Here is a 24,451-nt window from a genome sequence, read left to right on the forward strand (position 1 = left end):
CCTCCCAGTGCATCCTGGCCGAGCGCCGACGGGCCGGCCCACTTCGTGCGGAGAACCGCATCACGTCAGGTCGTCGAGGTCGCCGTCCCTACGCTGAGGACATGGCGCATCTGCGAGCGGTCGGGTTCGACCTCGACGGGACGCTGTTCGACCACCGTGGCGCAGCGACCGCCGGTGCCGCCCGGTTCCTCGAGTCACTCGGCGTGCACGCCTCGGCGTTCGCCATCGGCCGCTGGTTCGCCGCCGAGACCGAGCAGTTCGAGCGGTGGCGAACAGGGCAGATCAGCTTCCCCGAGCAGCGGCGCGAACGGCTGCGGGCCGTCCTTCCCGCGCTCGGCGTGCCGATCCCCGCCGACGACGGTGGGCTGGACGAGCTCTTCGACGCGTACCGGCACCAGTACGAGGCATCGTGGCGTGCGTACCCGGGGAGCCTGCCGCTGCTGCGGACGCTCCGTGTGCAGGGGTACCGCATCGGCGTGCTGACGAACGGCACCGAGACGCAGCAGGTCGACAAGCTGCGCCGCACCGGCTTGCTCGACGCGGTCGACGTCGTGTGCACCTCGGAGCGGATCGGGGTGCAGAAGCCGGACCGTCGCGCGTTCGAGACCCTGTCCGCCGAACTCGGCGTCGAGCCGAGCGGCTGCTTGTTCGTCGGGGACAGTGTCGCGCACGACGTGGAGGCGGCCTGGGCCGCCGGGATGCACGGGCTGTTGATCGACCACGAGGCCACGGACGGCCCCGACATGGAGACCCTGGTGCTCACGGCGCTCGCCGACCGCCGCGGGTGACGTGGCCGCTCGGCCGCTCGGCCGCTCGACGGCTCGACGGCTCGACGGCTCGGCCGCTCGGCGGCGGCAAGCGGCCGTAGAGTGCACCATGACCCAAACACCGGCAGCATCGCCGCTGCTGCACCTCGGGGTGCTGGCCGAGTCGCGGAAACCCGACGAACGCCGCCTCCCGATCCACCCCGCCCACTTCGAGCGCATCGACCCCGACCTGCGCGCGAACATCATCCTGGAACGCGGGTACGGTCGCCGCTTCGGAGTCACGGACGACCAGCTCGAACCCCTCGTCGGCGCCATGGCGGACCGAGACGAGCTCATCGCCGCGTCGGACGTCGTCCTCCTGCCCAAGCCCCAGGTGTCCGACCTCGAGGACCTGCGGGACGGGCAGGTCCTGTGGGGCTGGCCGCACTGCGTGCAGGACCCCGCCCTCACCCAGGTCGCGATCGACAAGCGCCTCACCCTCATCGCGTGGGAGTCGATGAACCACTGGCGGTCGGACGGCGGGTTCAGCCTGCACGTGTTCCACAAGAACAACGAGCTCGCGGGCTACTGCTCCGTCATCCACGCCCTGCAGCTCTGTGGTTCCACCGGGGACTACGGCCGCCGGCTCACCGCGGTCGTGATCGGCTTCGGAGCCACCGCTCGCGGTGCCGTCACCGCGCTGAACGCCCACGGGATCCACGACGTCCGCGTCCTGACCAACCGCGACATCGCGGCCGTGGGATCGCCGATCCCGTCCGTCGACATGCTGCAGATCAGCCAGGACGACCACGACCCCAGCGGCAACACGGTGAAGACCGAGGACGGTCCGGTGCCGCTGGCGCCGTACCTGGCCGAGAACGACATCGTCGTGAACTGCACGCTCCAGGACCCGAACGCCCCGCTCACGTACCTGCGCACCGAGGACCTGGGCGTGTTCCGTCCGGGCAGCCTCATCGTCGACGTCTCGATCGACGTGGGGATGGGGTTCGAGTGGGCGCAGGCGACGACCTTCGCAGAACCGATGACCACCGTCGGCGAGAGCACGAACTACTACGCCGTCGACCACAGCCCGTCGCTCCTCTGGAACTCGACGACGTGGGAGATCAGCGACGCGCTGATGCCGTTCCTCCGGCCGGTGATGGCCGGTGCGGCTGCGTGGGCCGACTCGGACACGATCCGACGCGCCGTCGAGATCGAGGACGGCCACGTGCGCAACCCGGCGATCCTCGCGTTCCAGGGCCGCTCGGACGAGTACCCGCACGCGGTGGCCGGCTGACCCGGGCGCTGGGCGGGCGCTGGTCGGGCGCTGGTCGGGCGCTGACCCGATGCGGAACGACGAGGTCGACGTCGTGCGACAACGGCCTCGTCGTACCGCGTCGGCGGTGCTCACCGGAGCGCCGCAGCAGCCTCCCGCAGCTCGGCGAACGCTGCGAGCGCATGACCCGCGAGTCCGTCGTCATCAGCGCGTTCCGCACCGGCCCACCGGTCGAACCCCTGCTTGAAGGCGAGCACGCCCATCTCGCTCGCGAGCCGGGCCGTCGGTTCCGCGACCCCGCGCTCGATGAGCGCATCGGTCATCGCGGCGGCCATCCCGACGCTCTTCAGGGCGTCGCGCTCCTGCAGTTCGGCGCTCGCGGCGACCGCGGCCTTGAGTCGCGGTCCCAGCTCGCGGTTCATCGGACCCATCTCGCCCGATGCACGTTCGAGCCCAGCGGCGACGGCGTCGAGCGGTGAACGTTCGGGCGCTGCGTCGGTGATCCCCTCGGACAACAAGCGGCTCAGCGTCTCCTGCCCGGCGACGAGCAGTTCGCGCTTGTCCGGGAAGTGTCGGAAGAAGGTGCTCTTCGTGACCCCCGCTCGCTCGGCGATCTGCGTCACGGTCGTCTCGTCGTACCCCTGCTCGGAGAACAGGTCGACGGCGGCCAGGACCAGCCGTTCCCGAGCTCCCGGTTCCCATCGCGCCATGGAAGCATCCTACGGGACGGGACAATTGTCTCATCACAGGTGTACGGTGACGAGACACTTGTCCCATCACTGGAGGATCTCATGCGCGTCTTCATCACCGGCGGCACCGGCACCATCGGAACGGCCGTCGTCGCCGAACTCATCGCCGCAGGCCACAGCGTCACTGCGCTCGCCCGCTCGGAACGCTCGGCCGCAGCCCTCACCGCGGCGGGCGCAGAACCGATCCGGGGCGGTCTCGGCGACCTCGACGTCCTGCGTGCCGGTGCTCGCGCCGCCGACGGCGTCGTCAGCCTCGCGTTCTCGAGCGACTGCAGCTCGCCGGACGCCCTGACCCGGGGCATCGCCGAGGAGGCGGACGCGATGGCCGCACTCGGCGAGGAACTCGTCGGCTCCGACCGCCCGTTCGTCGTCGTGTCCGGCACCCCGTGGGTCCCGGGCAGGGCGTCGACCGAGGCCGACCCTCTGCCCCTCGAGGGACCGGTCGCCGGCCGCGCTCGGTCGACGCTCGCCGCGCTCGAGCTCGCGGAGCGCGGCGTCCGGGTGTCGGCGATCCGCCTGCCGCGGACCGTGCACGCCGACGGCACGGGCGGCTTCGCGGGCATCCTCACCGAGACGGCCCGAGGCAGCGGTGTGGCCGGGTACCCCGGAGACGGCGAACAGCGCTGGCCCGCCGTGCACGCTCGGGACGCTGCCGTGCTCTTCCGACTGGCGCTGGAGGTCGCACCGGCCGGCACGGTCTGGCACGCCGTGGCCGACGAGGGCGACCGGGTGCGCGACCTCGCCGAGGTGATCGGCCGACGGCTCGGACTGCCGGTCGAGCGCGTCGCGGATGAGACGTTCGGGGCGTTCGCCCCGATCTTCGTGATGGACCAGCCGGCGTCGAGTGAGCACACGCGTCGCACGCTCGGTTGGGAGCCGGTCCACGAATCACTGCTGGCAGACCTGGAACACGTCGAGCGCTGACGTCGAGCGCTGACGTCGCGCCCTGGGCGCGACCGAGGGACGGACGGGAGGCGCGGCGCAGGCCCGCACCGTGCCTCCCGTCCGCCGTCGGCGCGCGTGACCTGCCCCGCGTCGGTCGCGCGGACCGGTGCGGTCGTCAGGCGGTGCGGTCAGTTCCCCCACACGAAGAACGCGATGACCCCGCCGACCAAGACCGCGCCGATCGGGACGAGGTACACCCAGTCGTGACGGATCGGACCCTGTCCGGGCTGGTGGTCGCGCTGGAACGGGGCGACCGGGTTCCCACTCGTTCCCGGCAAGAAGTCGACGGAGTGCTGTCGGACCGGCTCGTGTCGTCGGCTGTTCATCGGACCCCCGTGATCGCGTCTGCGGTGGGCTCTGGCGGGCTCGAACCGCCGACCACTTCGGTGTAAACGAAGTGCTCTACCAACTGAGCTAAGAGCCCGCGACACGATCCTAGAGGTCGATTCCCCGTATCGTTGCGCTGGACATCCCGTCCGTTGGCCAGTTCAGCGCTTGGCTTCATTTCGCCGATAGTAAGCCGTACACTTAACCCATGTCCGACGACCCCGTCTACGCCGTGATCCTCGACCTCGTCGACTCACGAACGCTCGACGACCGCCCCGCCGCACAGCGCGAGGTCGAGCAGGCGTTCCGCGAGACGACCGACGTCACCCCGGTGGACCCGGTGCACGCGACCGTCGGCGACGAGTTCCAGGTGATCTACGCCACGCTCACCGACGCGCTCGTCGCCAGCACCGCCGCCATGCTCGCCCTGCCACCGACGGTGCAGGTCCGGCTCGGGATGGGTCGCGGGACGGTGCGGACGGTGGGGTCCGGTACGAGCGGTCCGCTCCAGGACGGCCCGGCGTGGTGGTCCGCCCGCGACGCCATCAACGAGACGCACCGCCGTGAAGACGGCAGGACGTCCTTCCTCCGGTCGTGGTTCCACGCGTCCGACGATCGCCACGGCACCGAGGAGCGACTCGTGAACGCCTACTTCCTCAGCCGCGACCACGTCATGGCCCGCCTGACGCCCCGGGCAAGACGCATCGCGCTCGGCCTCGTCCAGGGCCGGACCCAGGCGCAGATCGCCGCGACCGAGGGGATCACCCCGTCAGCGGTGTCCCAGTCGGTGCAGAAGTCGGGTGTGGCCGCGATCGTCGAGGGCCTCCGGGTCCTCGTGGGACAGGAACGCTGATGCTCGCCGGGATCCTCCTCGCACTCATCGGTCTGGGCGACGTCGTCCGGGCCCGCACCGGTGCCGATGCACACCGGCAGCGCACGCTGGCCACCATCGCGGTCGTCGTGCTGTGGGCCGGGGTGTCCGCCGTGGCGTGGCTCGGTCTCGGTGTCCCCGTGTGGGGTGTCCTCGTCACGGTGGTGCTCGCGGCGGCGTGGATCGCCACGACCGCGCCGGTCCGAGCCGGTGCCGGGACCGCCGACGACGACCGTGACGCGCCGACGACCCGGGGGCTGCTGCGGCGGTCCGGGTCCTGGCCCGCGGTCCTGCTCGCCGTCGCCGTCGCCGTGCTGCTGCTCTGGGGGCCGCTGCCCGACGGCACGGGCTTCGTGGTCGACTGGCACGACGGCTCGGGCCTGGCGTTCGTCGACGCCGTTCCACTCGCCGCCGTCGTGGGCGGTGTCGGCTCGGCGCTGTTCCTCGTCGACTCCGCGAACGTGGTCGTCGCCCAGGCACTCCCGCCGGGACTGCAGCGCGGAGCCACCACGGGCGCCGAGGCCGATGACCTCCGCCGCCGGTTCGGGCGACGCCGACGCGCCGACGCCGACGCCGAACAGTCCGGGGACAGCACGGTGAGCCTCAAGGGTGGACGACTGATCGGCCCGATCGAACGACTGCTGCTGGCCGGGTTCGCGATGGCAGGGGCCTTCCCGGTGGTCGCCGCACTGATCGCGGCCAAGGGCATCGTCCGGTTCCCCGAGATCCGGCGCGAGACGACCGGCTACCAGGCGGAGTACTTCCTGATCGGCAGCCTGGTGAGCTGGGCGATGGCCTTCGCCGCTGCCGGCATGTGCTGGCTCCTGGCGCACAGCTGACCCGCGCGCCTACCCGCCAGCACCCCGTCGACCGCGTCCCCCGCGCGCGTTTCCCGAGGTTCCGAAATCTCGGCATCTCGCGGCCCCGAGCGCGCCGCTGCGGAACCTCGGCGACGGACAGGCGGCGAGTCGTGGAACCTCGGCCCAGCGAGTCCGCCCGGCATCGGGCGCTTTCGGAGCCTCGTCAGACTGCGCGGCGGGCCCGACCCTCGACCTGACGTTGGACGAACGCCTGTCGGAGTCGCTCGAACAGCACGGCCGGACGCCCGGTGTCGGCAGCTGTCGCGTGGATGACGATCCAGCCGTTCACCGCGAACCCGTTCGACCGGCGCTGATCGTGCTGGAAGGTCCGGCGGTCACGGTGGTGGTCACCGTCGTACTCGAGCGCGATCCGGAGCGTCGGCCAGGCGAGGTCTGCTCGGCCGAGGAACGAACCGCGGTCGTCCACGACGTCGACGTTCACCTCGGGTTCCGGGAATCCGGCGTCGACGACTCCGAGCCGGAGACGAGTCTCCATCGGTGACTCGACTCCCGTCCGCACCTTGTCCAGCGCCGCTCGTGCTCGTCGTGCCGAGCGACTCCCCGCGACGACCGCGGCTGCCAGTCCGTCGATCGTGGCGAGGCCGCTCGGGCCGACGAGGTGGTCACCGAGGACGACGAGCTCGGTCGGGGTGAGCAGCGACGCCGACTCGAACCACGCTCGTGCCGGCGGACTGACCGGGATGCCGCGGACCAGTTCCGGCCGGAAGCCCTCGATCCGAAGCCGGTGCGGGATGACCTGGGGGCGGCGCATGATCGGCGCGGTCCCGATCGCCGTCACGTGCACGAGTTCGTCGTCGAGCCGTGACGGGAGCGGCGCTCCCCAGAGCCGAGCGGCCGTGGTGTGGCTGACGAACTGGTCGCTCCGGAGGACGACGGCGATCGCTTCCACGACCGTCACGGGGACGTCCGCTCGGACGCGGACGCCGTGGACCGGAGCCCTGAGGTCACGACGGGTCAACCGCGCAGGGCTCGCTCCGGCAGCGATGGCCTGCCGTACCAGGAACGGCCTCGGCGAGTGGTCGTGTCGTGCTCGGCTCCCCATGACGAGAGCATCGCGCACGAGGCGCCGGGCCCGACCACGATCGGGCGCATCTGTGGAGAACGACGCGGGACGGGCCTCCAGTCCGAACCAAAATGACGTGGCGAGGTTCCACGACATGCCGCGCGATGATCACCGAGGTGCCGATCCCGGGCGCACAGCGGCCCGAGATGCCGAGATTTCGGAACCTCGGGGCACACCGCGGAACTTCGTGGCGCACCCGCACCCGAGAACCCCGGGGGTGGCGGGTACCCTCTCCCTCGTGAACGGTGCCGGTGTCCTCGACGAATCCGGGCGGCTGCGGCTCCTCGGCTCCGGGGTGACGGGTGCCGCGTTCGCGGTCGTCCTCGTCATGCTCGTGCTGTCGTCGTGGACCGAGGCGACCACCACCGTCCTGGTCTCCGTCGGCATCCCGTCCGCGGCGGCAGGTGCCGCGATCGCCGTGTACCTGCAGCTCCGGTCCTGGCGCGCCGAGGGCGGGTACGAGAACTCGGTCCTGGTCCGCGACTGGGTCGCCGAGGGCCAGATCCCGGTCGGAGTACCCGCCGAGCTGTGGATCCCGCTCGTCCAGGCGCAGGCCGACCGCGAAGGAGCCGGTTGGGGCAAGGTCGTCCTCGGCACGCTGTGGATCGCGATGACGTGGTCGATGCGTGACCAGCACGACGCCCTCATCACGACGATGTTGATCCTGCTCTGGGCCGGCATGGTCCTGTGGGCGGCGGTGTGGGTCATCCCCCGCGCTCGAGCTGCCCGTGCGCTGCTCCGCCGCGGGGTCTCCACGATCGGCTGAGCGACCGCGCGAGACCATCGGCTGAGCGACCGCCGGAGCCCGCTGACTACGCTCGGCGGCATGCAGAGTCGCACCCTCGGTCGCACCGGCCGCGAAGTCTCCCCCATCGGTCTCGGTACGTGGCAGTTCGGCGGTGACTGGGGTCCGGTGAGCGAAGCGGACGCGAACGCCGTGATGGACGCCTCGGTCGAGTCCGGTGTCACGCTCTTCGACACCGCCGACGTGTACGGCGACGGTCGCAGCGAGCAGCTCGTCGGTTCGTGGCGCGCATCGAACCCCGACGTGCCGGTGACGGTCACGACGAAGATGGGTCGGCGTGCCGAGCAGGTCCCGGCGAACTACGTCGCGGCGAACTTCCGCGAGTGGGTCGACCGCTCCCGGACGAACCTGCGGCAGGACACACTCGACCTGGTGCAGCTGCACTGCCCGCCGTCCGAGGTCATCGGCGACGACGCCGTGTACGACGCCCTCGACGCGCTGGTCGCGGACGGCTCGGTCGCTGCCTACGGCGTCAGCGTCGAGACAGCCGACCAGGCACTCGCCGCGATCGCCCGGCCCGGCGTCGCGAGCGTCCAGATCATCCTCAACGCGTTCCGGCTCAAGCCGCTCGACCGCGTGCTGCCGGCAGCCCTGGAGGCAGGGGTCGGCATCCTCGCGCGCGTCCCGTTGGCATCGGGGTTGCTGTCCGGCAAGTACACGACGGAGACGTCGTTCGCCGAGGGCGACCACCGCAACTACAACCGCCACGGCGAGGCCTTCGACCAGGGCGAGACGTTCAGCGGTGTGGACTACGACGACGGCGTGCGCGCGGCGCAGACCTTCGCAGCGTCGCTGCCGGACGCCGTCTCGGTGCCGCAGGCGGCGCTCGCCTGGGTCATCGCGCAGGACGGCGTGACCGCGGCGATCCCCGGAGCCCGCAACCCGGAGCAGGCCCGGTCGAACGCGGCGGCCGGCGACCTGCCGGAGATCGACGGCCTGGACGCCACGGTGCGCGACCTCTACGACACGTGGTTCCGCGCCACGGTCCACGACCGCTGGTGAGGACCCGCGTCGTCGCGGTCGCGGTGGCCGCACTCCTGCTGCTGTCGGGCTGCGCAGCGCCGGGGGCGGGGGCGTCGCGCGACGCTCCGCCGTGGCCGCGGCCGAGCGACCTGTCCGCCCGCGCCGACGCGGCGGGGCTGCGGAACGTGTGGGGCGAGCGGCTCGCCGAGCACGTCCACACCCACCTGACGATCCTCGACGGAGACACCCCGGTGACGGTGCCGGCGAACATCGGGCACTCGGACCGGGGGAAGTTCGCCGCCGAGATCCACACGCACGACACCTCGGGCATCGTGCACGTCGAGTCCCCCACCGAGCAGACGTTCACGCTCGGTCAGTTCTTCGACGAGTGGGGTGTCTCGCTCGGTCCGGAACACGTCGGCGGCCTGCGCGGCGAGCTCACGGTGTGGGTGGACGGGCGCCGGACGATCGGCAACCCACGCTCCATCGAGCTGACGAACCGGCGCGAGGTCGTCCTGATCGTCACGACGATCGGCGAGGTCCCGCGCCTGCCAGCCCCGTTCGACTGGCCGCCGCAGTACGGCTAGCTCGAACGCTGCGAGGTTCCGTACCCGGTGCGCCCCGCCGGGACTCGCACCGAAGACGGAACCTCGCACGGAACCGCACCGCCCGCTCACGCCTCCTTCGGCGCGACCCACGCCAGGTCGAGCTCCCACTGCTCCACGGAGCCGGCCGGCAACTGCCACACGTACTCGTTCTTGAGCTTCTTGCCGTCTTCGCGGAACGGCCCCGTCCGGTACGGGTAGAACGCCACCGTCGGCAGCGTGCCGGGCGGCGCCGTCCGGATCGCGTTCGAGAAGTCCTTGTTCAGCCGCCGCAGTTCGGCGATGACCGCGGGGCGCGCCGCGTCCGAGTCGAAGGACCCGGCGCCCGCAGCGAGCTGGAACGCGATGTGCAGCTGGCGGTCGCCCCGGTCGTCCTCGTAGCTGATGAGCCGGTGGTTCTCGACGGCCTCGAGCAGCTCCGGGTCGCCGTAGACCACGTCACGCACGACGTCGGGTGCGACGACCGCGCCGTTGTAGTCGACGGACAGGTCGGACCGGCCGTAGTGGAACAGCAGCGGCAGGTCGAGCTCGGCGGCGTCGGCGAGCTCGTCGAAGCCGTGTGCGCGGAGCGTCTGCCGCAGTGGACGCATCCGCACGACGTGCCCGCGGTCGTGGATGTTGTACCGGATCCGCGGACTGATGTTCTCGGACCGGGTGATCGTGACGACGAGTTCGCCGAGTTCGTTCGTCTCGATCAGGTACCCGAACGGGTTGAACTGGAACACCATCGGCAGCACGCCGTACTCGGCCTGCTTCGTCAGCGCGGCGGACAGCTCGGGCGACGCCGCGATCGCCCGACGCAGCTGCACGCTGAACGGCGTCTCGATGCCGAGGTTGATCTCCAGGTCGCTCGCCCCGTACGACCCGAGGACGGCCTGCGCGTACTGCTCGATGTGGGCGCGCATGTTCTCGCTGATGCCCTCGCCACCGAACGCCGCGACGATCGTGTACTCGCTCCAGTCGAGCCGGTCGTCCTCGAACAGCGCCTTCAGGAACGGCGGGTAGCTGCAGATGATGTACGTGAAGTCGGTGCCGAACTCGCGCATCGTCTGCACGATCTTGTCGCGGTCGGGCCCGATCGACTTGATCATCGACGACTCGGTGAGCGACGCCGTCACGTTCATGCCGGTGGCCCACGCCCCGAGCGAGAACGCGTTGAGCACGAACGGCTGCTTCGGCAGGTCCTTCGCGGTGCGCGAGAACCCGAGCTGCAGCAGTTGCCGTGTGGCCTGGCGTTCGTCGGGACCGCGCACCCAGCTGGTCGGCGTGCCGCTCGACCCGCTCGACTCGTCGACGACGACCCCGCGCCGTGGCAGTCGTCCGTCGACGCAGCGCTCGGGGATGCTCCACCGCTTGACGTACGACTCCTTGTCCATCTCGGGCAGCCCCGAGATCGCTGCGGCGATCCCGCCACGCGTGTCGAGACGGAACGGACGGGAGGCCCGCCCCGCCTCCGCCAGGAACGCCCCGTACGCAGGCACCCGCTTCGCAGCCCGCTCCACGGTCCGCCAGGCACGCCAGCGTCCGAGGGTCCAGCGGAGCGGCTCGATGCCCGGCGTGAGCAGGAGCTTGTGGGTGCCGACGCGCGGCATGAACAGCGCCACGAAGGTCTCGACGACCCAGACGACCGTGAAGACCGCGGCGCGCTTCACCGTGCACCCCCGAGCGTCATGGCGGCCGCGGGTCTGCGGTGTGCCAGGGGTGGTGGCGCGCTGTGCCCGAAGCGGAAGAGCATCCACGCCATCCGGCCGTCGGACTCGTCGACGCCGGCCTGTTCGACGAAGGCGGCGTGCGAGCGCGGGTTCGTGATCACGGTGCCGAACGGGTGCAGGGCGATCCCGCGCGCGGTGAACTCGAGCCAGATCCGCATGAACACCCGGCCGGCCTCGACGTACTCGGCCGGCGTGCGGAACGGCCCTTCGAGCCAGCCGAGCTGCCGGACCCCGCGCATGGTCGACAGGTACACGCGCTTGAAGACCCCGCCGACGCCGGGGGCTTCCCACAGCCCGCGGTGCTCCATCGCGAACCGGAGCACCGGTCCGGGCATGAGCATCGTCTCGGCCGACAGACCGTCGCCGGTCGTCGCGGCCTGCCGCTTCGAGAACCGCAGCCAGTGCAGGATCTCGTCGTGCACGGCGTCGTGCTGCAGGTCGTCGAACAGCGTCTCCTGGTTGACGCGCACGATCTCGTCGACGGTCGGCCGGTCAGACGTGGTGCGGAAGCGCTGCCCGGCTGCCGACGCGATGGCGGACGCGGCCTCGATCGCTGAGTCGTCCACCAGGGTGGCGTCGTAGGGCCTGCGTGAGGTGCGCCGCGCGAGGAAGCGGGCCAGGGCCTCCCGGTCGTCCGCCGTGACCGCCCGCGGACGCAAGGTCACGCTGCCCAAGCGGTGCAGACGGTCATCGGCCGCGCCGTCCAGCCGGCCGAAGTCCATCTCGGCGTGGTCGAGCCGCTCCTGCACGGAGAAACCGTGCGCGCGGGCGACGACCTCGAGCCCGGCCAGGAACACCCCCGCGCAGACGTGCCCGAACGGGATGCCGAAGGACTCCGCCGGCAGCCCACGTCGCAGGTCGTAGAACACGGTCGCGGTGCGGTCGTCCTCGACGCGCACGACGATCGGTTGCGAGTTGTGCGGCGACGGGTAGTGTCGCGCGTCCTCGATGATGCCGGTCCACGGTGATGCCATCGGTTCCCCCTCGGTGGTCTCTGGCACCGATCATACGAACCCCCTCCGACGCCCATGCCGCTGCCGGCATGCGGGGTCGCCGCGACCTGCGTAGCCTGCTGCCATGGGCACGATCCGGACCGGCACCGACCTCGCCGCGGTCGAGGACGTCGTCGCGGGCATCTCCGCCCACGGTGAGCGGTACCTGGACCGGCTCTTCACCGTGCGGGAGCGTACCGACGCGGGCGACGACCCGGAGCGTCTGGCGGCACGGTTCGCGGGCAAGGAAGCGGTGGTGAAGCTCCTCCGCCCCGCTCCGGACCAGGCGATCCCGCTGCGCGACGTGGCGATCGTCCTCGACGACCACGGGGCGCCGACGGTCGAGCTGACCGGGGCCGCCGCCGCGCTGGCCGAGTCGGTCGGGTGCGGCCCGATCGCGGTGTCACTCGCGCACGAGCGGGGGCTCGCGGTCGCGACGGCGGTCGCGCTGTCCGACCGCTGACGGGGCGCACCGGCACCCTCCCCCGCGCCACCCTGTACCACCGCACAGGGGCGTCGGACGCCGTGCGGTTTCGCGCACCCGCACGGCGGTTTCCCGAGGCCCGGTCTTCCTTATCGTTGCCGTCATGGACCAGGAACCACAGCTCTCCAGCACGACCGCACCGACGGCGACCACGACCGCGACGCTCGCCGACCCGGCGATCGAGCAGGCCGTCCGCCGCGCTCTCGCCGACCACGGGCGCCTGACCGTGGACGCGCAGGACGTCGCCTCGATCGCCGACCTGTACGCGCTCGGGCTGTCGTCGCACGCCACGGTGAACGTCATGCTCGCCGTCGAGTCCGAGCTCGACGTCGAGTTCCCCGACTCGGTCCTGAACCGGTCCACCTTCGCCACCGTCGAGTCGATCGTGGCCGCTGCGGAGCTCGCCTCGTGACCCTGACCATGGCGGCGACCGCGGTCGTCGACCGGTTCGCCGAGCGTGCCGCCGCCGTCGCCGCGGTCGCTGCGCAGTTCGCGGACGAGGTCGACCGCGACGCCCGTCCGCCGCGCGAGGCCATCGCTGCGATGCGCGAGTACGGTCTGCTCGCCGCTGCCGTCCCCGCCGAGCACGGTGGCGAGGGCGCCTCGGTGTCCGAGCTCTCCGCGATCGCCACCGAGCTCGGGCGTGCCTGTGCCGCCACCGGGATGGTCTTCGCGATGCACCAGGGTCAGGTGATGGCGCTCTGGCGGCACGGCGGCGACGGTGCCGGCGTGCTCGAGACCATCGCAGCGGTCCGCGACGGCGCGCTCGTCGCCTCGGCCACCACCGAGCGCGGTGTCGGCGGCGACGCCCGCCGTTCCACGTGCTCGATCGAGGCCACCGACGACGGCCGGATCCGCCTGCGCAAGGACGCGCCGGTGATCTCGTACGCCACCGAGGCCGACGCGGTGTTCGTCACCGCCCGCCGCGACCCGGACGCTCCGGCCTCCGATCAGCGGCTGCTCATCTGCCGGACCGACTCGATGGTGCTGTCGCAGACCTCCACCTGGGACACCATGGGGCTGCGCGGGACCTGCAGCAACGGCTGGATCCTCGACACCGAGACCACCGTCGACCGGGTGTTCCGCGACGACTACGCCGCGATCTCGGCGCAGACGGTCCTGCCGGTGTCGCACGTGCTCTGGGCCTCGGTGTGGCTCGGCATCGCCGCCTCGGCAAGCGAGCGCGCCCGGACCGCCGTCCGCAAGCAGGCCCGCGCCGCGATCGGGACGACCCCGCCCGGAGCACTCCGGCTCGCCGAACTCCTGGTCGACCTGCAGGCCCTCGCCGACTCCGTCCGGCACGCCGCCGAGCGGTTCGACGCCGCCGCCGACGACCCCGAGGTGCTCGCCTCGAGCGCCTACGCCCTCGCCGCGAACGCCCTGAAGATCGGGGCATCCGAGCGCGTCACCGACATCGTCACGAAGGCGATGCGGATCGTCGGGATCGCGGGCTACGCGGCCTCCGGCCCGATGAGCATCGCCCGACACCTCCGAGACGCCCACGGTGCCGCCGTCATGGTGAGCAACGACCGTCTCCTCAAGAACGACGCCGACCTGGCCCTCATGACGGGAGTGATCCTGTGACCCTCACGGACCCCACCACCACCACCGCTCCGGACCTCGACGCCGCCCGCGCCGCACTCCGTGCCCGCCTGCTCGCCGACCGCGTGCTCATCGACCTCGGCTCCCCCGGGCTGTACGGCCGCACCGGCGTGTTCGAGCGCGTGTACACGGCCGTCGACGCCGCAGCCGTGCGCAGCCAGCAGGACCTCGACGCCGAGGTGCTGCGGTTCCCGCCGGTCGAGCCGCTCGCCGCGTTCGAGCGCACCGACTACATCGCGTCGTTCCCGGACCTCGCCGCGTCGATCTCCGGCTTCACCGGCGACGACCGCACGCACCGGGCGCTGCTCGCCGCCCGCGAGCGCGGTGAGCGCTGGGAGGGCTTCCTCGAGCCCGCCGACCTCATGCTCACCCCCGCGGTCTGCCACCCGGTGTACGGCCTGGTCGGCGACACGATCCCGCAGGAGGGCCGCTTCTTCGACATCGTCGGCGACTCCTTCCGCCGCGAGCCGTCGCTCGACCCGATGCGCCTGCAGGCCTTCCACATGCACGAGTTCGTGCACATCGGCACGCCGGCGTCGGCCCAGCAGCACCGCGACGGCCGGATCCCGGTGATGCGCGAGCTGCTCGAGTCGTTCGGCCTCGAGATCGACGTCGTCCCCGCCAACGACCCGTTCTTCGGCCGCGTCGGGCAGATGCTCGCCCGCAACCAGGTCGAGCAGGCGCTCAAGTTCGAGTTCGTCACGCCCGTCTACGGTGACGACCACCCGACCACGGCGATCAGCTCGGCGAACCTGCACGAGGACCACTTCGGCACCTCGTTCGGCCTCCGCACCGCCGACGGCAAGGTCGCCCACAGCGCCTGCATCGCCTTCGGCCTGGAGCGCATCACCATCGCCCTGTTCGCCGCACACGGCACGGACGTCGACGCCTGGCCGGCGTCGGTCCGCGCGGCACTCGAGCTGTGACGACGCTGCACGGATGGTCCGGTTCGCCGGCCGTCCGGGCCGCCGTGCAGCTGCCGCCCGCGGCGCGGGCCGGCGTCGTCATCTGCCCGCCGCTGGGACAGGAGGGCGTGATCGCGTACCGCACGCTCCGCCTGCTCGCAGACCGCCTGGAGGCCCGTGGCATCGCCTCGGTGCGCTACGACCCGTCCGGACGTGGTGACGGCGCACCCGACACCGACCCCGACGCGCAGGTCCGGTCCGCACGCCACGCGGCCGCCGTGCTCCGCACGTCGGGAGTGCAGCACGTCGCGTTCGTCGGACTCGCCTCCGCAGCCCTCGTCGCCGCGGCCGCCGCGGAGGACACCGACGCCCTGCTCGTCTGGGACGCCCCGGCGTCCGGTCGGGGCTGGCTCCGTCGGCAACGTGCCCTCGCGACGATCACGATCGGCAGCGAGCGGATCGTGGACGGCGTCGAGAGCCTGATCGGCATCGAGGTCGAACCCGACGAGGCGACGGCGCTCTCCGCCCTCGCCTTCGCGCCGCGCACCGGTCCGACCGTGGCGTTGGTGCGGCCCGAGACCCGCGCGCCGAAGGCCCTCGGACCCGTCGAGACCGTCGAGGTGCCCGGCAGCGCCGAGTTGCTCGACGGCACGAGCATCCACGCCCGGATCCCCGGAGCCGCGGTCGACCGAGCCGTCGCCTGGCTCGACGCCTGGGCGCCGACCGCTGCGGCGCCGGTGGTGCCGCCCGTGCTCGACGAGGTCCTGGACGTCGACGGCCGCGTGTCGGAACGCATCGTCCACCTCGGCCCCGACGCGTTGTTCGCCGTCGAGACCGTGTCGTCCGCCCAGCACCACGACGCCCCGCTCGTCGTCCTGCACAACGGCGCCGCCGAACACCGGGTCGGTGCCACCGACTACCAGGTCGACCTCGCCCGTGCGCTCGCGCGTGACGGCGCCCGCGTCGTCCGGGTCGACCGCCGTGCCACCGGCGAGAGCACCAGCGTGCGCGAGGACGAACGCAGCTTCCTCTTCGCCCAGGAGTGGGTGGAGGACCAGTCCGCCGTCGTCGCCGACCTCGGCACCCCCTCGGACCGCCTGGTGCTCGTCGGCATGTGCGCCGGCGCGTGGCTCGCCGGTCGGTCGGCGGACGAGGCTCCGCGCCTGGTCGTCGAGATCAGCCCGAACGACTACCGCCGGCAGCCAGCGGCCCCCGGCAGCTACGAGGACGCCGTACGGGCGATCGACGCCCCCTCGGCCGGTCGGCTGTGGGTCCGCCAGCGGTACAACGCCGTCGTGCCGAAGGCCCTGCGCGAGTGGATCGCGCGGCGGGACCGGGTCGGCGGCGTCGTCGAGCACGTCCGACCGCTCGTGGAGCACGGCACCGACGTCGTCGTGATCGCCGCCCCGGACGACGCCGCGCTGTTCGACCGGCTCGGCGGACAGAAGGCCCTGCGCCGCTACGGCGGTGTCGGTCGGCGCGGTTCGGTGTCGATCGTGCGGGTCGAGGACGGCGACCACTCGCTGTTCTCCCCCGTGATGCGTCGCGCCGTGCGAGCCGAGGTGCGTTCCCGCGTCGCGGCGACGTTCCCCGTCCCCGCCTGACCCTCGCGTCCCGACTCCGAACGACACCCTCGACGTCGTACGACATCGACGGTGTCGTAGCCGCGCGACCGCAACTGTTGCGGCCACGCGGGGACGACATGGTCGACGTCGTACGACAACCGCTTTGTCGCGCGGGGCACGCCCGGATCGAGCGCATCGGCGCCGGACGCGGTCAGGCGAGCCCGAGCTCCCGCGCCACGGCGTCCGGGTGCTCGACGTGCGCGAAGTGCCCGCAGTCGTCGAGCAGCACCGTGCGGACCTGCGGCACGAGCTCCCGCAGGGCCTCGAGGTCCGAGACGCGCGCGAACACGTCGTCGCGCCCGGCGATCGCGGTGACCGGGCAGGTGATCCCCCGCCAGCGGCCGAGGTCGTAGCCCGCAGCGGTCCGCGCCGCGTCGGTGAACCGGGTCGGCCGGAGTTCCTGGACGAAGGCGTCGAGCACGCTGCGGTCGAGGCGTCGCACGTGCGTGAACACCGGCGCGGCGAGCAGCGGCAGCAGCCCGACGCGGGACAGCGCCCGGAGCATCGGCCGCGCGGCCTCGCCGGTGATCGACAGGCCAGCACGCAGCAGGGTGAACGACGGCAGCGTCCGGAGCCCTCGGAGCGGGTGCCGTGCGGCGTCCGCGGTCGCGACGGTCGTGCCGGACACCAGGGCGACCGAGCGCACGCGCCGGGGTGCGACGACGGCCAGGTGCATCCCGACGAAGGCCCCCATCGAGTGCCCGACGACGTCCACCGTCGTGATCCCGAGTGCATCCAGCACCGCGACCAGGGACACGGCCACGTCGTCGAGGTCGAACGCACCGCTCGGCGCCGGCGACGATCCCCATCCCGGCAGGTCGACGAGCACGAGGCCACGGTCACCGACGCCGTGCGCCGCGGTCAGCAGCGGGGTCCACGTCGACCAGGAGCCCGCGACGCCGTGCAGCAGCAGGAGCGGGTCGGGACCCGGGCGGTGGTGCACCACGACGGGTCCGGCGGGCGTCAGCACCTCGGTGCGCCGGAGGTGCCACGTGGCGGGCGTGGGCGACACCGGGTAGGGGGCGTAGGCCTCGGTGGTGACCACACGGTCACGTGCGTCCGTGTCGATGGCGTGCACCGGGCCTCCTGTCCGCTGTCGACGCGGATGCGTCGCAGGAGGGATTCGGAACGCTAGCCGACCGGGACGGGTGCGGTGCAGGCGGCGAGGCGGTCGAGCGCGGCCTTGTACTCGGCGACGTCGCGCTGCAGGCCGGGCTCGGTGATGATCGAGGCCTTGATGCGGCCCTGCACGTCGATGACGAAGGTCGCACGGGTGGCGAAGCCCTTGTGCTCGAGGAAGACGCCGTACTCCTTCGAGACCGCGCCGTGCGGCCAGAAGTCGGCGAGGAGCTCGAAGTCGTAGCCGTTGAGCTCGGCGAAGGAGCGGAGCGTCGCCTTGGAGTCGACCGAGATGCCGATCAGCTCGACGCGCTGGTCCTGGAACATCGCGACGTTGTCCTGCAGGGCGCAGAGCTCGTTCGTGCAGTTCGACGAGAACGCGAGCGGGAAGAAGACGAGTGCGACCGGGCGGTTGCCGCGGAAGTCGCTGAGTCGGACGTGCTCACCGAACTGGTTCGGGAGCTCGAAGTCCGGCGCGAGAGAGCCGATCTCGAGAGCCATCGGGACGTGTGCTTCTTCCTCGGGTGTGGGGTGTACCCGTCGGGTCCGTGCGCACGCGGGTCGCGTGTGCACGATCGGCCATGCTACGCCGACCGCACCCGAATGCAAGCACCCGCCACGTGCACCGCACCATCAGCATCACCGTCGGTGCTGGGGCCTAGAGTGGACGGGGCCCCATCCGGTCGTGACCCGACCACCGGAGCCACCATGTCCACCACCACGAGAACGAACGAGGTCAAGGGTGACGGTGAACGACCAGGACCCGTACAGCACCGGGGCGAACGACCAGGACCCGCAGGAGACCGCCGAATGGCGTGAGTCCCTCGACGGATTGGTCCAGACCCACGGACACCAGCGCGGTCGCGAGATCATGCTGAGCCTGCTCAAGCGGTCCAAGGAACTGCACCTCGGTGTGCCGATGGTCCCGACGACGGACTACGTGAACACCATCGCGCCGGAGAACGAACCCGAGTTCCCCGGCGACGAGGAACTGGAGCGCCGGTACCGCCGCTGGATCCGCTGGAACGCGGCCATCACGGTGCACCGCGCGCAGCGCCCGGGCATCAGCGTCGGCGGCCACATCTCGACGTACGCGTCGAGCGCCGCGCTGTACGAGGTCGGCTACAACCACTTCTTCCGCGCGCAGGACCACGCGTCCGGCGGCGACCAGGTGTTCTTCCAGGGCCACGCCTCCCCCGGCATGTACGCCCGCGCCTACATGGAAGGACGTCTCGGCGAGGACCAGCTCGACGGGTTCCGGCAGGAGAAGTCCCACGCCGGTGGCGGCCTGTCGTCGTACCCGCACCCGCGGCTCATGCCGCACTTCTGGCAGTTCCCGACCGTGTCGATGGGCATCGGCCCGATCAACGCGATCTACCAGGCGCAGCAGGCCAAGTACCTCACCAACCGCGGCATCAAGGACGCCTCCGACCAGCAGGTCTGGGCGTTCCTCGGCGACGGCGAGATGGACGAGGTCGAGTCGCGCGGACAGCTCCAGGTCGCAGCGAACGACGGCCTCGACAACCTGAACTTCGTGATCAACTGCAACCTGCAGCGGCTCGACGGTCCGGTGCGCGGCAACGGCAAGATCATCCAGGAGCTCGAGGCGTTCTTCCGCGGTGCTGGCTGGAACGTCATCAAGGTCGTCTGGGGGCGTGAGTGGGACGACCTGCTCGCCCGCGACACCGAGGGCGCGCTGCTCAACCTGATGAACCAGACGCCGGACGGCGACTACCAGACGTACAAGGCCGAGAACGGCGCGTACGTCCGCGAGAACTTCTTCGGGCGCGACCCGAAGGCGCTCGAGCTCATCGAGGGCTACAGCGACGACCAGGTCTGGAACCTCAAGCGCGGTGGCCACGACTACCGCAAGGTCTACGCGGCGTTCAAGGCCGCGACCGAGCACAAGGGCCAGCCGACGGTCATCCTGGCGAAGACGGTCAAGGGCTACGGCCTCGGCCCGAGCTTCGAGGGCCGCAACGCGACCCACCAGATGAAGAAGCTCACGCTCGACAACCTCAAGCAGTTCCGCGACGAGATGCGCATCCCGATCTCCGACGCGCAGCTGGAGGAGAACCCCTACACGCCGCCGTACTACCACCCGGGCAACGACGACGAGGCGATCCAGTACATGCACGAGCGTCGTCAGGCGCTCGGCGGCTACGTGCCGGAGCGTCGGACCAAGTACACCTCGATCACCCTCCCCGAGGACGCGAAGTACCAGGTCGTCAAGAAGGGCTCCGGCAAGCAGGAGATCGCCACCACCATGGCGTTCGCCCGACTGCTGAAGGACCTGCTCCGCTCCCCGGACTTCGGCAACCGCGTGGTGCCGATCATCCCGGACGAAGCCCGCACGTTCGGCATGGACGCGTACTTCCCGACGGCGAAGATCTACAACCCGAACGGCCAGCACTACACCTCGGTCGACCGCGAGCTCCTGTTGGCGTACAAGGAGAGCCCGCAGGGCCAGATCATCCACGTCGGCATCAACGAGGCCGGGGCCATGGCGGCGTTCACCGCGGTGGGCACCTCGTACTCGACGCAGGGCGAGCCGCTCATCCCGGTCTACGTCTTCTACTCGATGTTCGGGTTCCAGCGCACGGGTGACGCCATCTGGGCCGCCGGCGACCAGATGACCCGTGGCTTCATGATCGGCGCCACCGCCGGTCGCACGACGCTGACGGGCGAGGGACTGCAGCACGCCGACGGCCACTCGCTGCTCCTCGCGACGACGAACCCGGCCGTGGTGTCGTACGACCCCGCGTACGGGTACGAGATCGGGCACATCGTGCAGGCCGGCCTCGACCGGATGTACGGCACCAACGAGGACGGCTCGCCCAAGCACAGCGACCCGAACGTCATGTACTACCTGACGGTCTACAACGAGCCGATCGTCCAGCCGGCCGAGCCCGAGGGCATCGACGTCGACGGCATCGTCAAGGGCATGTACCTGCTCAAGCCGAGCGAGCACGACGGCCCGAAGGCCCAGCTGCTCGCTTCCGGGGTGGCCGTGCCGTGGATCCTCGAGGCGCAGCAGCTCCTCGCCGAGGACTGGGGCGTCTCCGCCGACGTCTGGAGCGTCACGAGCTGGGGTGAGCTGTACCGCGACGGTCTCGACGCGGAGCAGCACGCGTTCCTCAACCCGAACGAGTCGCCGCGCACGCCGTACGTCACCGAGCGCCTGCTCGCCACCGAGGGGCCGGTCGTCGCCGTCAGCGACTTCATGCACCAGGTGCAGGAGCAGATCCGCCCGTTCGTGCCGACCGACTACGCCACGCTCGGCGCCGACGGCTTCGGCTTCTCGGACACCCGTCCGGCCGCTCGTCGCTTCTTCCACATCGACGGCCCCTCGGTCGTCGTGCGGACGCTGCAGCAGCTCGCCCGCCAGGGCAAGGTCGACGGCGCACTCGTCCAGCAGGCGATCGACAAGTACCGCCTGCACGACGTGACCGCCGGCACCACGGGCAGCGCGGGCGGCGAGAGCTGATCAGCAGGTGACGCCCGTCCAGCCGGACACCGAGGGCCTGTCGAAGGCCCAGAGCCAGGAGAGCGCGCGCGAGCGGGCGCTCTCCTGGCTCCGTCAGGTGTCCGGAGAACTCTCCACCGCCACGATCAAGCGGCTCGAGGACACCCTCCCCTGGTACAGCGAGATGCCGCCGGGGCGCCGCTCCGCCGTGGGCCTCGTCGCCCAGGCGGGCATCACCTCGTTCATCAGCTGGCTCGAGGGCACCGCGTCGACGCCGTGGATCGCCGCGGCCGACGTCTTCGGTTCAGCCCCGCGTGAGCTCCTGCGCTCGGTGAGCCTGCAGCAGACCCTGCAGCTCATCCGCGTGGTGGTCACCGTGGTCGAGGAACGCGCCGCCGACGACGAGATGCTGCAGGAAGCCATCCTGAAGTACTCGCGGGACATCGCCTTCGCGGCGGCGGACGTCTACGCGCGGGCGGCCGAGGCCCGCGGGCTGTGGGACGCCCGACTCGAAGCGCTCGTGGTCGACTCGATCCTGTCGGGCGAGTACGACGACGAGCTGCCGTCCCGCATCGCCGCCCTCGGGTGGCACGGGCACGGCGAGGTCGCGGTGCTCGTCGGCACGGCACCGAAGCAGCTCGAGGTCGACCAGGTCCGCCGCACCGCCCGCCACATGGACGCCGACGTGCTCGTCGGGGTGCAGGGCTCGCGGCTCGTCGTGGTGATCGGGCGCTCGACCCCGCGGGACGACGTGCCCGAGGGCGAGGACCCGGTCTCGTTCACCGCGATCGCGCAGGCCCTCGAACCGCTGTTCGGCGAGGGCCACCTGGTGCTCGGCAACGAGGTCCCCGGGGTCGTCGACGCCTCGACCAGTGCGAAGGCAGCCCTCGCCGGGTTCGCCGTCGCGCGGGCATGGCGCGGGGTCCCCCGTCCGGCGCTGGCCGACGACCTGCTGCCCGAACGCGCCCTGGCCGGCGACCCGCTCGCGCGGTCCGCCCTGGTGCAGCGCATCTACGTGCCGCTCAAGGACCAGTCCACCGAGCTCCTGCAGACCCTGTGGTGCTACCTGGACACCGGTCGGTCGCTCGAGGCCACGGCGCGCGAGCTCTTCGTGCACCCGAACACCGTCCGCTACCGCCTGCGCCGCGTCGCGGACATCATCGGGTGGGACGCCACGCACGCTCGGGACGCCCTGATCGTGCAGTCGGCCCTGATCCTCGGCGCGATGTCCGAATCGGCCACGGGTCGTCGCCGCATCACCCCTCGCCGGTAGGGAACCGACAATGTCACGCGGGGTTTCGTGTGGGAAGCCCACACGGGCCCCGCGGTGCATGAGCGACAGGATTGTCCGGTGATCGTCGTCGTCGCGCCCGGACAGGGCTCCCAGACCCCCGGCTTCCTCGCCCCCTGGCTCGAGGACGCCGCCGTTCGTGAACGTGTCGGGCAGTGGTCCGAGTCGATCGGGGTGGACCTCGCCGCGCACGGCACCACGTCGGACGCGGACACCATCAAGGACACCGCACTCGCGCAGCCCCTCATCGTCGCCGCCGGTCTCGTGACCGCCGACGCGCTGCTGGCCGACGGCCGCCGTGCGCTCGTCGGCGGGGTCGCCGGGCACTCGGTCGGCGAGTTCACCGCCGCCGCGGTCGCCGGGGTCCTCGAGCCGACCGACGCCGTGTCGCTCGTCGCCGAGCGAGGCCGGGCCATGGCGGACGCCGCTGCCCTCGAAGCGACCTCGATGGCCGCCGTGCTCGGTGGCGACGCCGACGCGGTCGCCGCAGCACTGCAGTCCCACGGGCTCGTCCCCGCGAACCACAACGGCGGCGGCCAGACCGTCGTCGCCGGCACGGCCGCCGGCATCGCCGCGCTCGTGGCGGACCCGCCCGCCAAGGCCCGCGTGGTCCCGCTCGCCGTCGCCGGTGCGTTCCACACCCACTTCATGGCCCCCGCGGTCGAGCGCGTGGCCCCGGTCGCCGCGGCCGCCACGGTGCACGACCCGACCCTGCCGATCTGGACCAACGCCGACGGCTCACGGGTCGACGACGGTCGCCGGTTCGTCGACCTGATGGTCCAGCAGATCGCGAGCCCCGTGCACTGGGACGCCGTGATGGAGTCGTTCGCGGCCGCCGGCGTCACCGGCATCATCGAGCTCGCGCCGGCCGGCGCCCTGGTCGGGCTCGCCAAGCGCGGCCTGCGCGGCACGCCGTCCGTCGCCATCAAGACCCCCGAGGACCTGCCCGCAGCGATCGACCTGCTGCAGCGCGCGGACCAGGAAGCAGACGCCACCGCATGACCGAACGTCCCGCACTCTCCCAGCGCCGCGGCCACGAGTTCACCCGGATCCTGGCCTTCGGCGCCGCCCGCGGCGAGAACGTCGTGCCCAACGACGACCTGGTCGGCCCGATCGACTCGTCCGACGAGTGGATCCGCCAGCGCACCGGGATCATCACGCGCAAGCGTGCCGGCAAGGACGTCGAGGCCGTCGACCTCGCCGAGACCGCCGCGCGCGAGGCGATCGAGAAGGCCGGCCTGTCCCCCGACCAGATCGGTGTCGTGCTGGTCAGCACCGTGACGCACACCGTCGCGACCCCGTCGATGGCGTCGCTGCTCGCCGAGCGGATCGGCGCGACGCCCGCCGCCGCGTACGACATCAGCGCCGCGTGCGCCGGGTACGCCTACGGCATCGCCCAGGCCGACTCGTTCATCAAGTCCGGCCTCGCCGACCACGTCCTGGTCGTCGGTGCCGAGAAGCTCAGCGACGTCGTCGACCCGACCGACCGCTCGATCTCGTTCCTGCTCGGTGACGGTGCCGGCGCGGCCGTCGTCGGCCCGAGCGACTTCCCCGGAATCGCCCCGACCATCTGGGGCTCGGACGGCTCGAAGTGGGACGCCATCGGCATGACGGCGACCTACAACGAGTGGGAGGCCGGCGCGCCCCGCCCGACCATGCGCCAGGCGGGCCAGACGGTCTTCCGCTGGGCAGTGTGGGAGATGGTGAAGGTCGCCCGCGAAGCGCTCGAGACCGCCGGTGTCCGACCGGAGGACCTCGCGGCGTTCGTGCCGCACCAGGCGAACATCCGCATCATCGACGAGTTCGCGAAGCAGCTCGGCCTGCCCGAGTCGGTCACGATCGCCCGTGACATCACCACCACCGGCAACACCTCCGCCGCGAGCATCCCGCTCGCCACCCACCGCCTGCTCGAGGAACACCCCGAGCTGTCCGGCGGGCTCGCCCTGCAGATCGGCTTCGGTGCCGGGCTCGTGTTCGGCGCCCAGGTCGTCGTCCTGCCCTGATCCCACCCGGCCGCGCATCCC

The 24,451-nt window shown here is 71.7% G+C and carries 24 protein-coding genes and 1 tRNA gene; 17 read left to right on the plus strand and 8 right to left on the minus strand.

Annotation, left to right across the window (positions count from 1 at the left end; translation table 11 throughout):
* The first annotated feature begins 101 nt into the window (after positions 1-101).
* On the plus strand, positions 102-788 hold the full coding sequence (locus tag M4960_RS03265) for an HAD family hydrolase (RefSeq protein WP_159572999.1): 687 nt from the start codon (positions 102-104) through the stop codon (positions 786-788).
* A gap of 88 nt (positions 789-876) precedes the next feature.
* Complete coding sequence (locus tag M4960_RS03270) at positions 877-2,043, plus strand: N(5)-(carboxyethyl)ornithine synthase (RefSeq protein ID WP_248703441.1); 1,167 nt, start codon at positions 877-879, stop codon at positions 2,041-2,043.
* A gap of 110 nt (positions 2,044-2,153) precedes the next feature.
* Here the strand turns inward: M4960_RS03270 and M4960_RS03275 are convergent, their stop codons facing one another.
* Complete coding sequence (locus M4960_RS03275) at positions 2,154-2,732, minus strand: TetR/AcrR family transcriptional regulator (protein ID WP_248703442.1); 579 nt, start codon at positions 2,730-2,732, stop codon at positions 2,154-2,156.
* An 81-nt stretch (positions 2,733-2,813) separates the two neighbouring features.
* Between M4960_RS03275 and M4960_RS03280 the strand changes: the two genes are divergently transcribed.
* Positions 2,814-3,695, plus strand: a complete 882-nt coding sequence (locus tag M4960_RS03280; protein ID WP_248703443.1) for an NAD-dependent epimerase/dehydratase family protein — start codon at positions 2,814-2,816, stop codon at positions 3,693-3,695.
* 149 nt (positions 3,696-3,844) lie between these two features.
* On the opposite strand, the gene M4960_RS03285 is transcribed toward M4960_RS03280, so the two are convergent.
* Positions 3,845-4,042 carry a hypothetical protein gene (locus tag M4960_RS03285; RefSeq protein WP_123938243.1) on the minus strand — a complete coding sequence of 66 codons (198 nt, stop codon included), beginning with the start codon at positions 4,040-4,042 and terminating at the stop codon, positions 3,845-3,847.
* Positions 4,043-4,067: 25 nt separating this feature from the next.
* A tRNA-Val gene (locus M4960_RS03290) sits at positions 4,068-4,140 on the minus strand.
* Between the two features lie 111 nt (positions 4,141-4,251).
* Between M4960_RS03290 and M4960_RS03295 the strand changes: the two genes are divergently transcribed.
* Both M4960_RS03295 and M4960_RS03300 read left to right on the plus strand, forming a co-directional pair.
* Entirely contained in the window at positions 4,252-4,896 is a 645-nt protein-coding gene (locus M4960_RS03295) for a SatD family protein (RefSeq protein WP_123292593.1), read from the plus strand.
* A complete protein-coding gene (locus M4960_RS03300) occupies positions 4,896-5,753 on the plus strand; it encodes a hypothetical protein (protein WP_123292592.1) in 858 nt (285 codons plus the stop codon). Before M4960_RS03295 ends, M4960_RS03300 begins: the two co-directional genes overlap by 1 nt.
* Positions 5,754-5,937: 184 nt before the next feature.
* On the opposite strand, the gene M4960_RS03305 is transcribed toward M4960_RS03300, so the two are convergent.
* Entirely contained in the window at positions 5,938-6,693 is a 756-nt protein-coding gene (locus M4960_RS03305; RefSeq protein ID WP_248703444.1) for a hypothetical protein, read from the minus strand.
* Positions 6,694-7,096: 403 nt separating this feature from the next.
* Between M4960_RS03305 and M4960_RS03310 the strand changes: the two genes are divergently transcribed.
* Genes M4960_RS03310 through M4960_RS03320 form a run of 3 tightly spaced genes read left to right on the plus strand, consistent with a single transcriptional unit; the run spans position 7,097 to position 9,213 of the window.
* Positions 7,097-7,624 (plus strand): hypothetical protein, encoded by a 528-nt coding sequence (locus M4960_RS03310; RefSeq protein WP_111085686.1) that lies wholly within the window; start codon positions 7,097-7,099, stop codon positions 7,622-7,624.
* Between the two features lie 60 nt (positions 7,625-7,684).
* Positions 7,685-8,665 carry an aldo/keto reductase gene (locus M4960_RS03315; RefSeq protein ID WP_248703445.1) on the plus strand — a complete coding sequence of 327 codons (981 nt, stop codon included), beginning with the start codon at positions 7,685-7,687 and terminating at the stop codon, positions 8,663-8,665.
* The gene (locus M4960_RS03320) at positions 8,662-9,213 is read left to right on the plus strand and encodes a hypothetical protein (protein WP_248703446.1); all 552 of its coding nucleotides are present in this window, start codon (positions 8,662-8,664) and stop codon (positions 9,211-9,213) included. The genes M4960_RS03315 and M4960_RS03320 overlap by 4 nt, the downstream gene beginning before the upstream one ends.
* 86 nt (positions 9,214-9,299) lie before the next feature.
* Here M4960_RS03320 and M4960_RS03325 read toward each other — a convergent pair whose 3' ends face one another.
* The gene (locus tag M4960_RS03325) at positions 9,300-10,883 is read right to left on the minus strand and encodes a phenylacetate--CoA ligase family protein (RefSeq protein WP_248703447.1); all 1,584 of its coding nucleotides are present in this window, start codon (positions 10,881-10,883) and stop codon (positions 9,300-9,302) included.
* The gene (locus M4960_RS03330; RefSeq protein WP_123292587.1) at positions 10,880-11,917 is read right to left on the minus strand and encodes a hypothetical protein; all 1,038 of its coding nucleotides are present in this window, start codon (positions 11,915-11,917) and stop codon (positions 10,880-10,882) included. The genes M4960_RS03325 and M4960_RS03330 overlap by 4 nt, the downstream gene beginning before the upstream one ends.
* Before the next feature lie 103 nt (positions 11,918-12,020).
* Here M4960_RS03330 and M4960_RS03335 point away from each other — a divergent pair, with 103 nt between their 5' ends.
* The 5 genes from M4960_RS03335 to M4960_RS03355 all read left to right on the plus strand — a co-directional run bounded on the left by M4960_RS03335 (position 12,021) and on the right by M4960_RS03355 (position 16,530).
* Positions 12,021-12,398, plus strand: coding sequence for a holo-ACP synthase (locus M4960_RS03335; protein WP_123340429.1), 378 nt, complete (start codon positions 12,021-12,023; stop codon positions 12,396-12,398).
* A 124-nt stretch (positions 12,399-12,522) separates the two neighbouring features.
* A complete protein-coding gene (locus M4960_RS03340; protein WP_123292585.1) occupies positions 12,523-12,831 on the plus strand; it encodes an acyl carrier protein in 309 nt (102 codons plus the stop codon).
* Entirely contained in the window at positions 12,828-14,003 is a 1,176-nt protein-coding gene (locus tag M4960_RS03345) for an acyl-CoA dehydrogenase family protein (protein ID WP_207895428.1), read from the plus strand. Before M4960_RS03340 ends, M4960_RS03345 begins: the two co-directional genes overlap by 4 nt.
* Positions 14,000-14,947 carry an amino acid--[acyl-carrier-protein] ligase gene (locus M4960_RS03350; RefSeq protein WP_248703448.1) on the plus strand — a complete coding sequence of 316 codons (948 nt, stop codon included), beginning with the start codon at positions 14,000-14,002 and terminating at the stop codon, positions 14,945-14,947. The genes M4960_RS03345 and M4960_RS03350 overlap by 4 nt, the downstream gene beginning before the upstream one ends.
* The gene (locus M4960_RS03355) at positions 14,944-16,530 is read left to right on the plus strand and encodes an alpha/beta fold hydrolase (protein ID WP_248703449.1); all 1,587 of its coding nucleotides are present in this window, start codon (positions 14,944-14,946) and stop codon (positions 16,528-16,530) included. Before M4960_RS03350 ends, M4960_RS03355 begins: the two co-directional genes overlap by 4 nt.
* A 172-nt stretch (positions 16,531-16,702) precedes the next feature.
* Here the strand turns inward: M4960_RS03355 and M4960_RS03360 are convergent, their stop codons facing one another.
* On the minus strand, positions 16,703-17,629 hold the full coding sequence (locus M4960_RS03360) for an alpha/beta fold hydrolase (RefSeq protein WP_248703450.1): 927 nt from the start codon (positions 17,627-17,629) through the stop codon (positions 16,703-16,705).
* Between the two features lie 53 nt (positions 17,630-17,682).
* The gene (locus M4960_RS03365) at positions 17,683-18,171 is read right to left on the minus strand and encodes a peroxiredoxin (RefSeq protein WP_111085695.1); all 489 of its coding nucleotides are present in this window, start codon (positions 18,169-18,171) and stop codon (positions 17,683-17,685) included.
* 241 nt (positions 18,172-18,412) lie between these two features.
* On the opposite strand from M4960_RS03365, the gene aceE reads away from it, so the two are divergent.
* The 4 genes from aceE to M4960_RS03385 all read left to right on the plus strand — a co-directional run bounded on the left by aceE (position 18,413) and on the right by M4960_RS03385 (position 24,430).
* Positions 18,413-21,157: a pyruvate dehydrogenase (acetyl-transferring), homodimeric type gene (aceE, locus tag M4960_RS03370; RefSeq protein WP_123292581.1), complete on the plus strand. Its 2,745-nt coding sequence runs from the start codon at positions 18,413-18,415 to the stop codon at positions 21,155-21,157.
* 37 nt (positions 21,158-21,194) lie between these two features.
* A complete protein-coding gene (locus M4960_RS03375; RefSeq protein WP_111085717.1) occupies positions 21,195-22,409 on the plus strand; it encodes a CdaR family transcriptional regulator in 1,215 nt (404 codons plus the stop codon).
* A 78-nt stretch (positions 22,410-22,487) separates the two neighbouring features.
* Positions 22,488-23,429, plus strand: coding sequence for an ACP S-malonyltransferase (locus M4960_RS03380; protein WP_132100547.1), 942 nt, complete (start codon positions 22,488-22,490; stop codon positions 23,427-23,429).
* The gene (locus M4960_RS03385; protein WP_111085698.1) at positions 23,426-24,430 is read left to right on the plus strand and encodes a beta-ketoacyl-ACP synthase III; all 1,005 of its coding nucleotides are present in this window, start codon (positions 23,426-23,428) and stop codon (positions 24,428-24,430) included. Before M4960_RS03380 ends, M4960_RS03385 begins: the two co-directional genes overlap by 4 nt.
* The last annotated feature ends 21 nt before the right edge of the window (positions 24,431-24,451 follow it).

The organism is Curtobacterium sp. MWU13-2055 (assembly GCF_023242305.1).
Classification (GTDB): domain Bacteria; phylum Actinomycetota; class Actinomycetes; order Actinomycetales; family Microbacteriaceae; genus Curtobacterium.

Bases quoted from the DNA above. Each gene is read 5' to 3' on its own strand.
- M4960_RS03385 (WP_111085698.1), top strand. From the start codon at position 23,426: ATGACCGAACGTCCCGCACTCTCCCAGCGCCGCGGCCACGAGTTCACC.
- M4960_RS03335 (WP_123340429.1), top strand. From the start codon at position 12,021: ATGGGCACGATCCGGACCGGCACCGACCTCGCCGCGGTCGAGGACGTC.
- M4960_RS03295 (WP_123292593.1), top strand. From the start codon at position 4,252: ATGTCCGACGACCCCGTCTACGCCGTGATCCTCGACCTCGTCGACTCA.
- M4960_RS03270 (WP_248703441.1), top strand. From the start codon at position 877: ATGACCCAAACACCGGCAGCATCGCCGCTGCTGCACCTCGGGGTGCTG.
- M4960_RS03280 (WP_248703443.1), top strand. From the start codon at position 2,814: ATGCGCGTCTTCATCACCGGCGGCACCGGCACCATCGGAACGGCCGTC.
- M4960_RS03265 (WP_159572999.1), top strand. From the start codon at position 102: ATGGCGCATCTGCGAGCGGTCGGGTTCGACCTCGACGGGACGCTGTTC.
- M4960_RS03300 (WP_123292592.1), top strand. From the start codon at position 4,896: ATGCTCGCCGGGATCCTCCTCGCACTCATCGGTCTGGGCGACGTCGTC.
- M4960_RS03275 (WP_248703442.1), bottom strand. From the start codon at position 2,732: ATGGCGCGATGGGAACCGGGAGCTCGGGAACGGCTGGTCCTGGCCGCC.
- M4960_RS03365 (WP_111085695.1), bottom strand. From the start codon at position 18,171: ATGGCTCTCGAGATCGGCTCTCTCGCGCCGGACTTCGAGCTCCCGAAC.
- M4960_RS03315 (WP_248703445.1), top strand. From the start codon at position 7,685: ATGCAGAGTCGCACCCTCGGTCGCACCGGCCGCGAAGTCTCCCCCATC.
- M4960_RS03340 (WP_123292585.1), top strand. From the start codon at position 12,523: ATGGACCAGGAACCACAGCTCTCCAGCACGACCGCACCGACGGCGACC.
- M4960_RS03330 (WP_123292587.1), bottom strand. From the start codon at position 11,917: ATGGCATCACCGTGGACCGGCATCATCGAGGACGCGCGACACTACCCG.
- M4960_RS03285 (WP_123938243.1), bottom strand. From the start codon at position 4,042: ATGAACAGCCGACGACACGAGCCGGTCCGACAGCACTCCGTCGACTTC.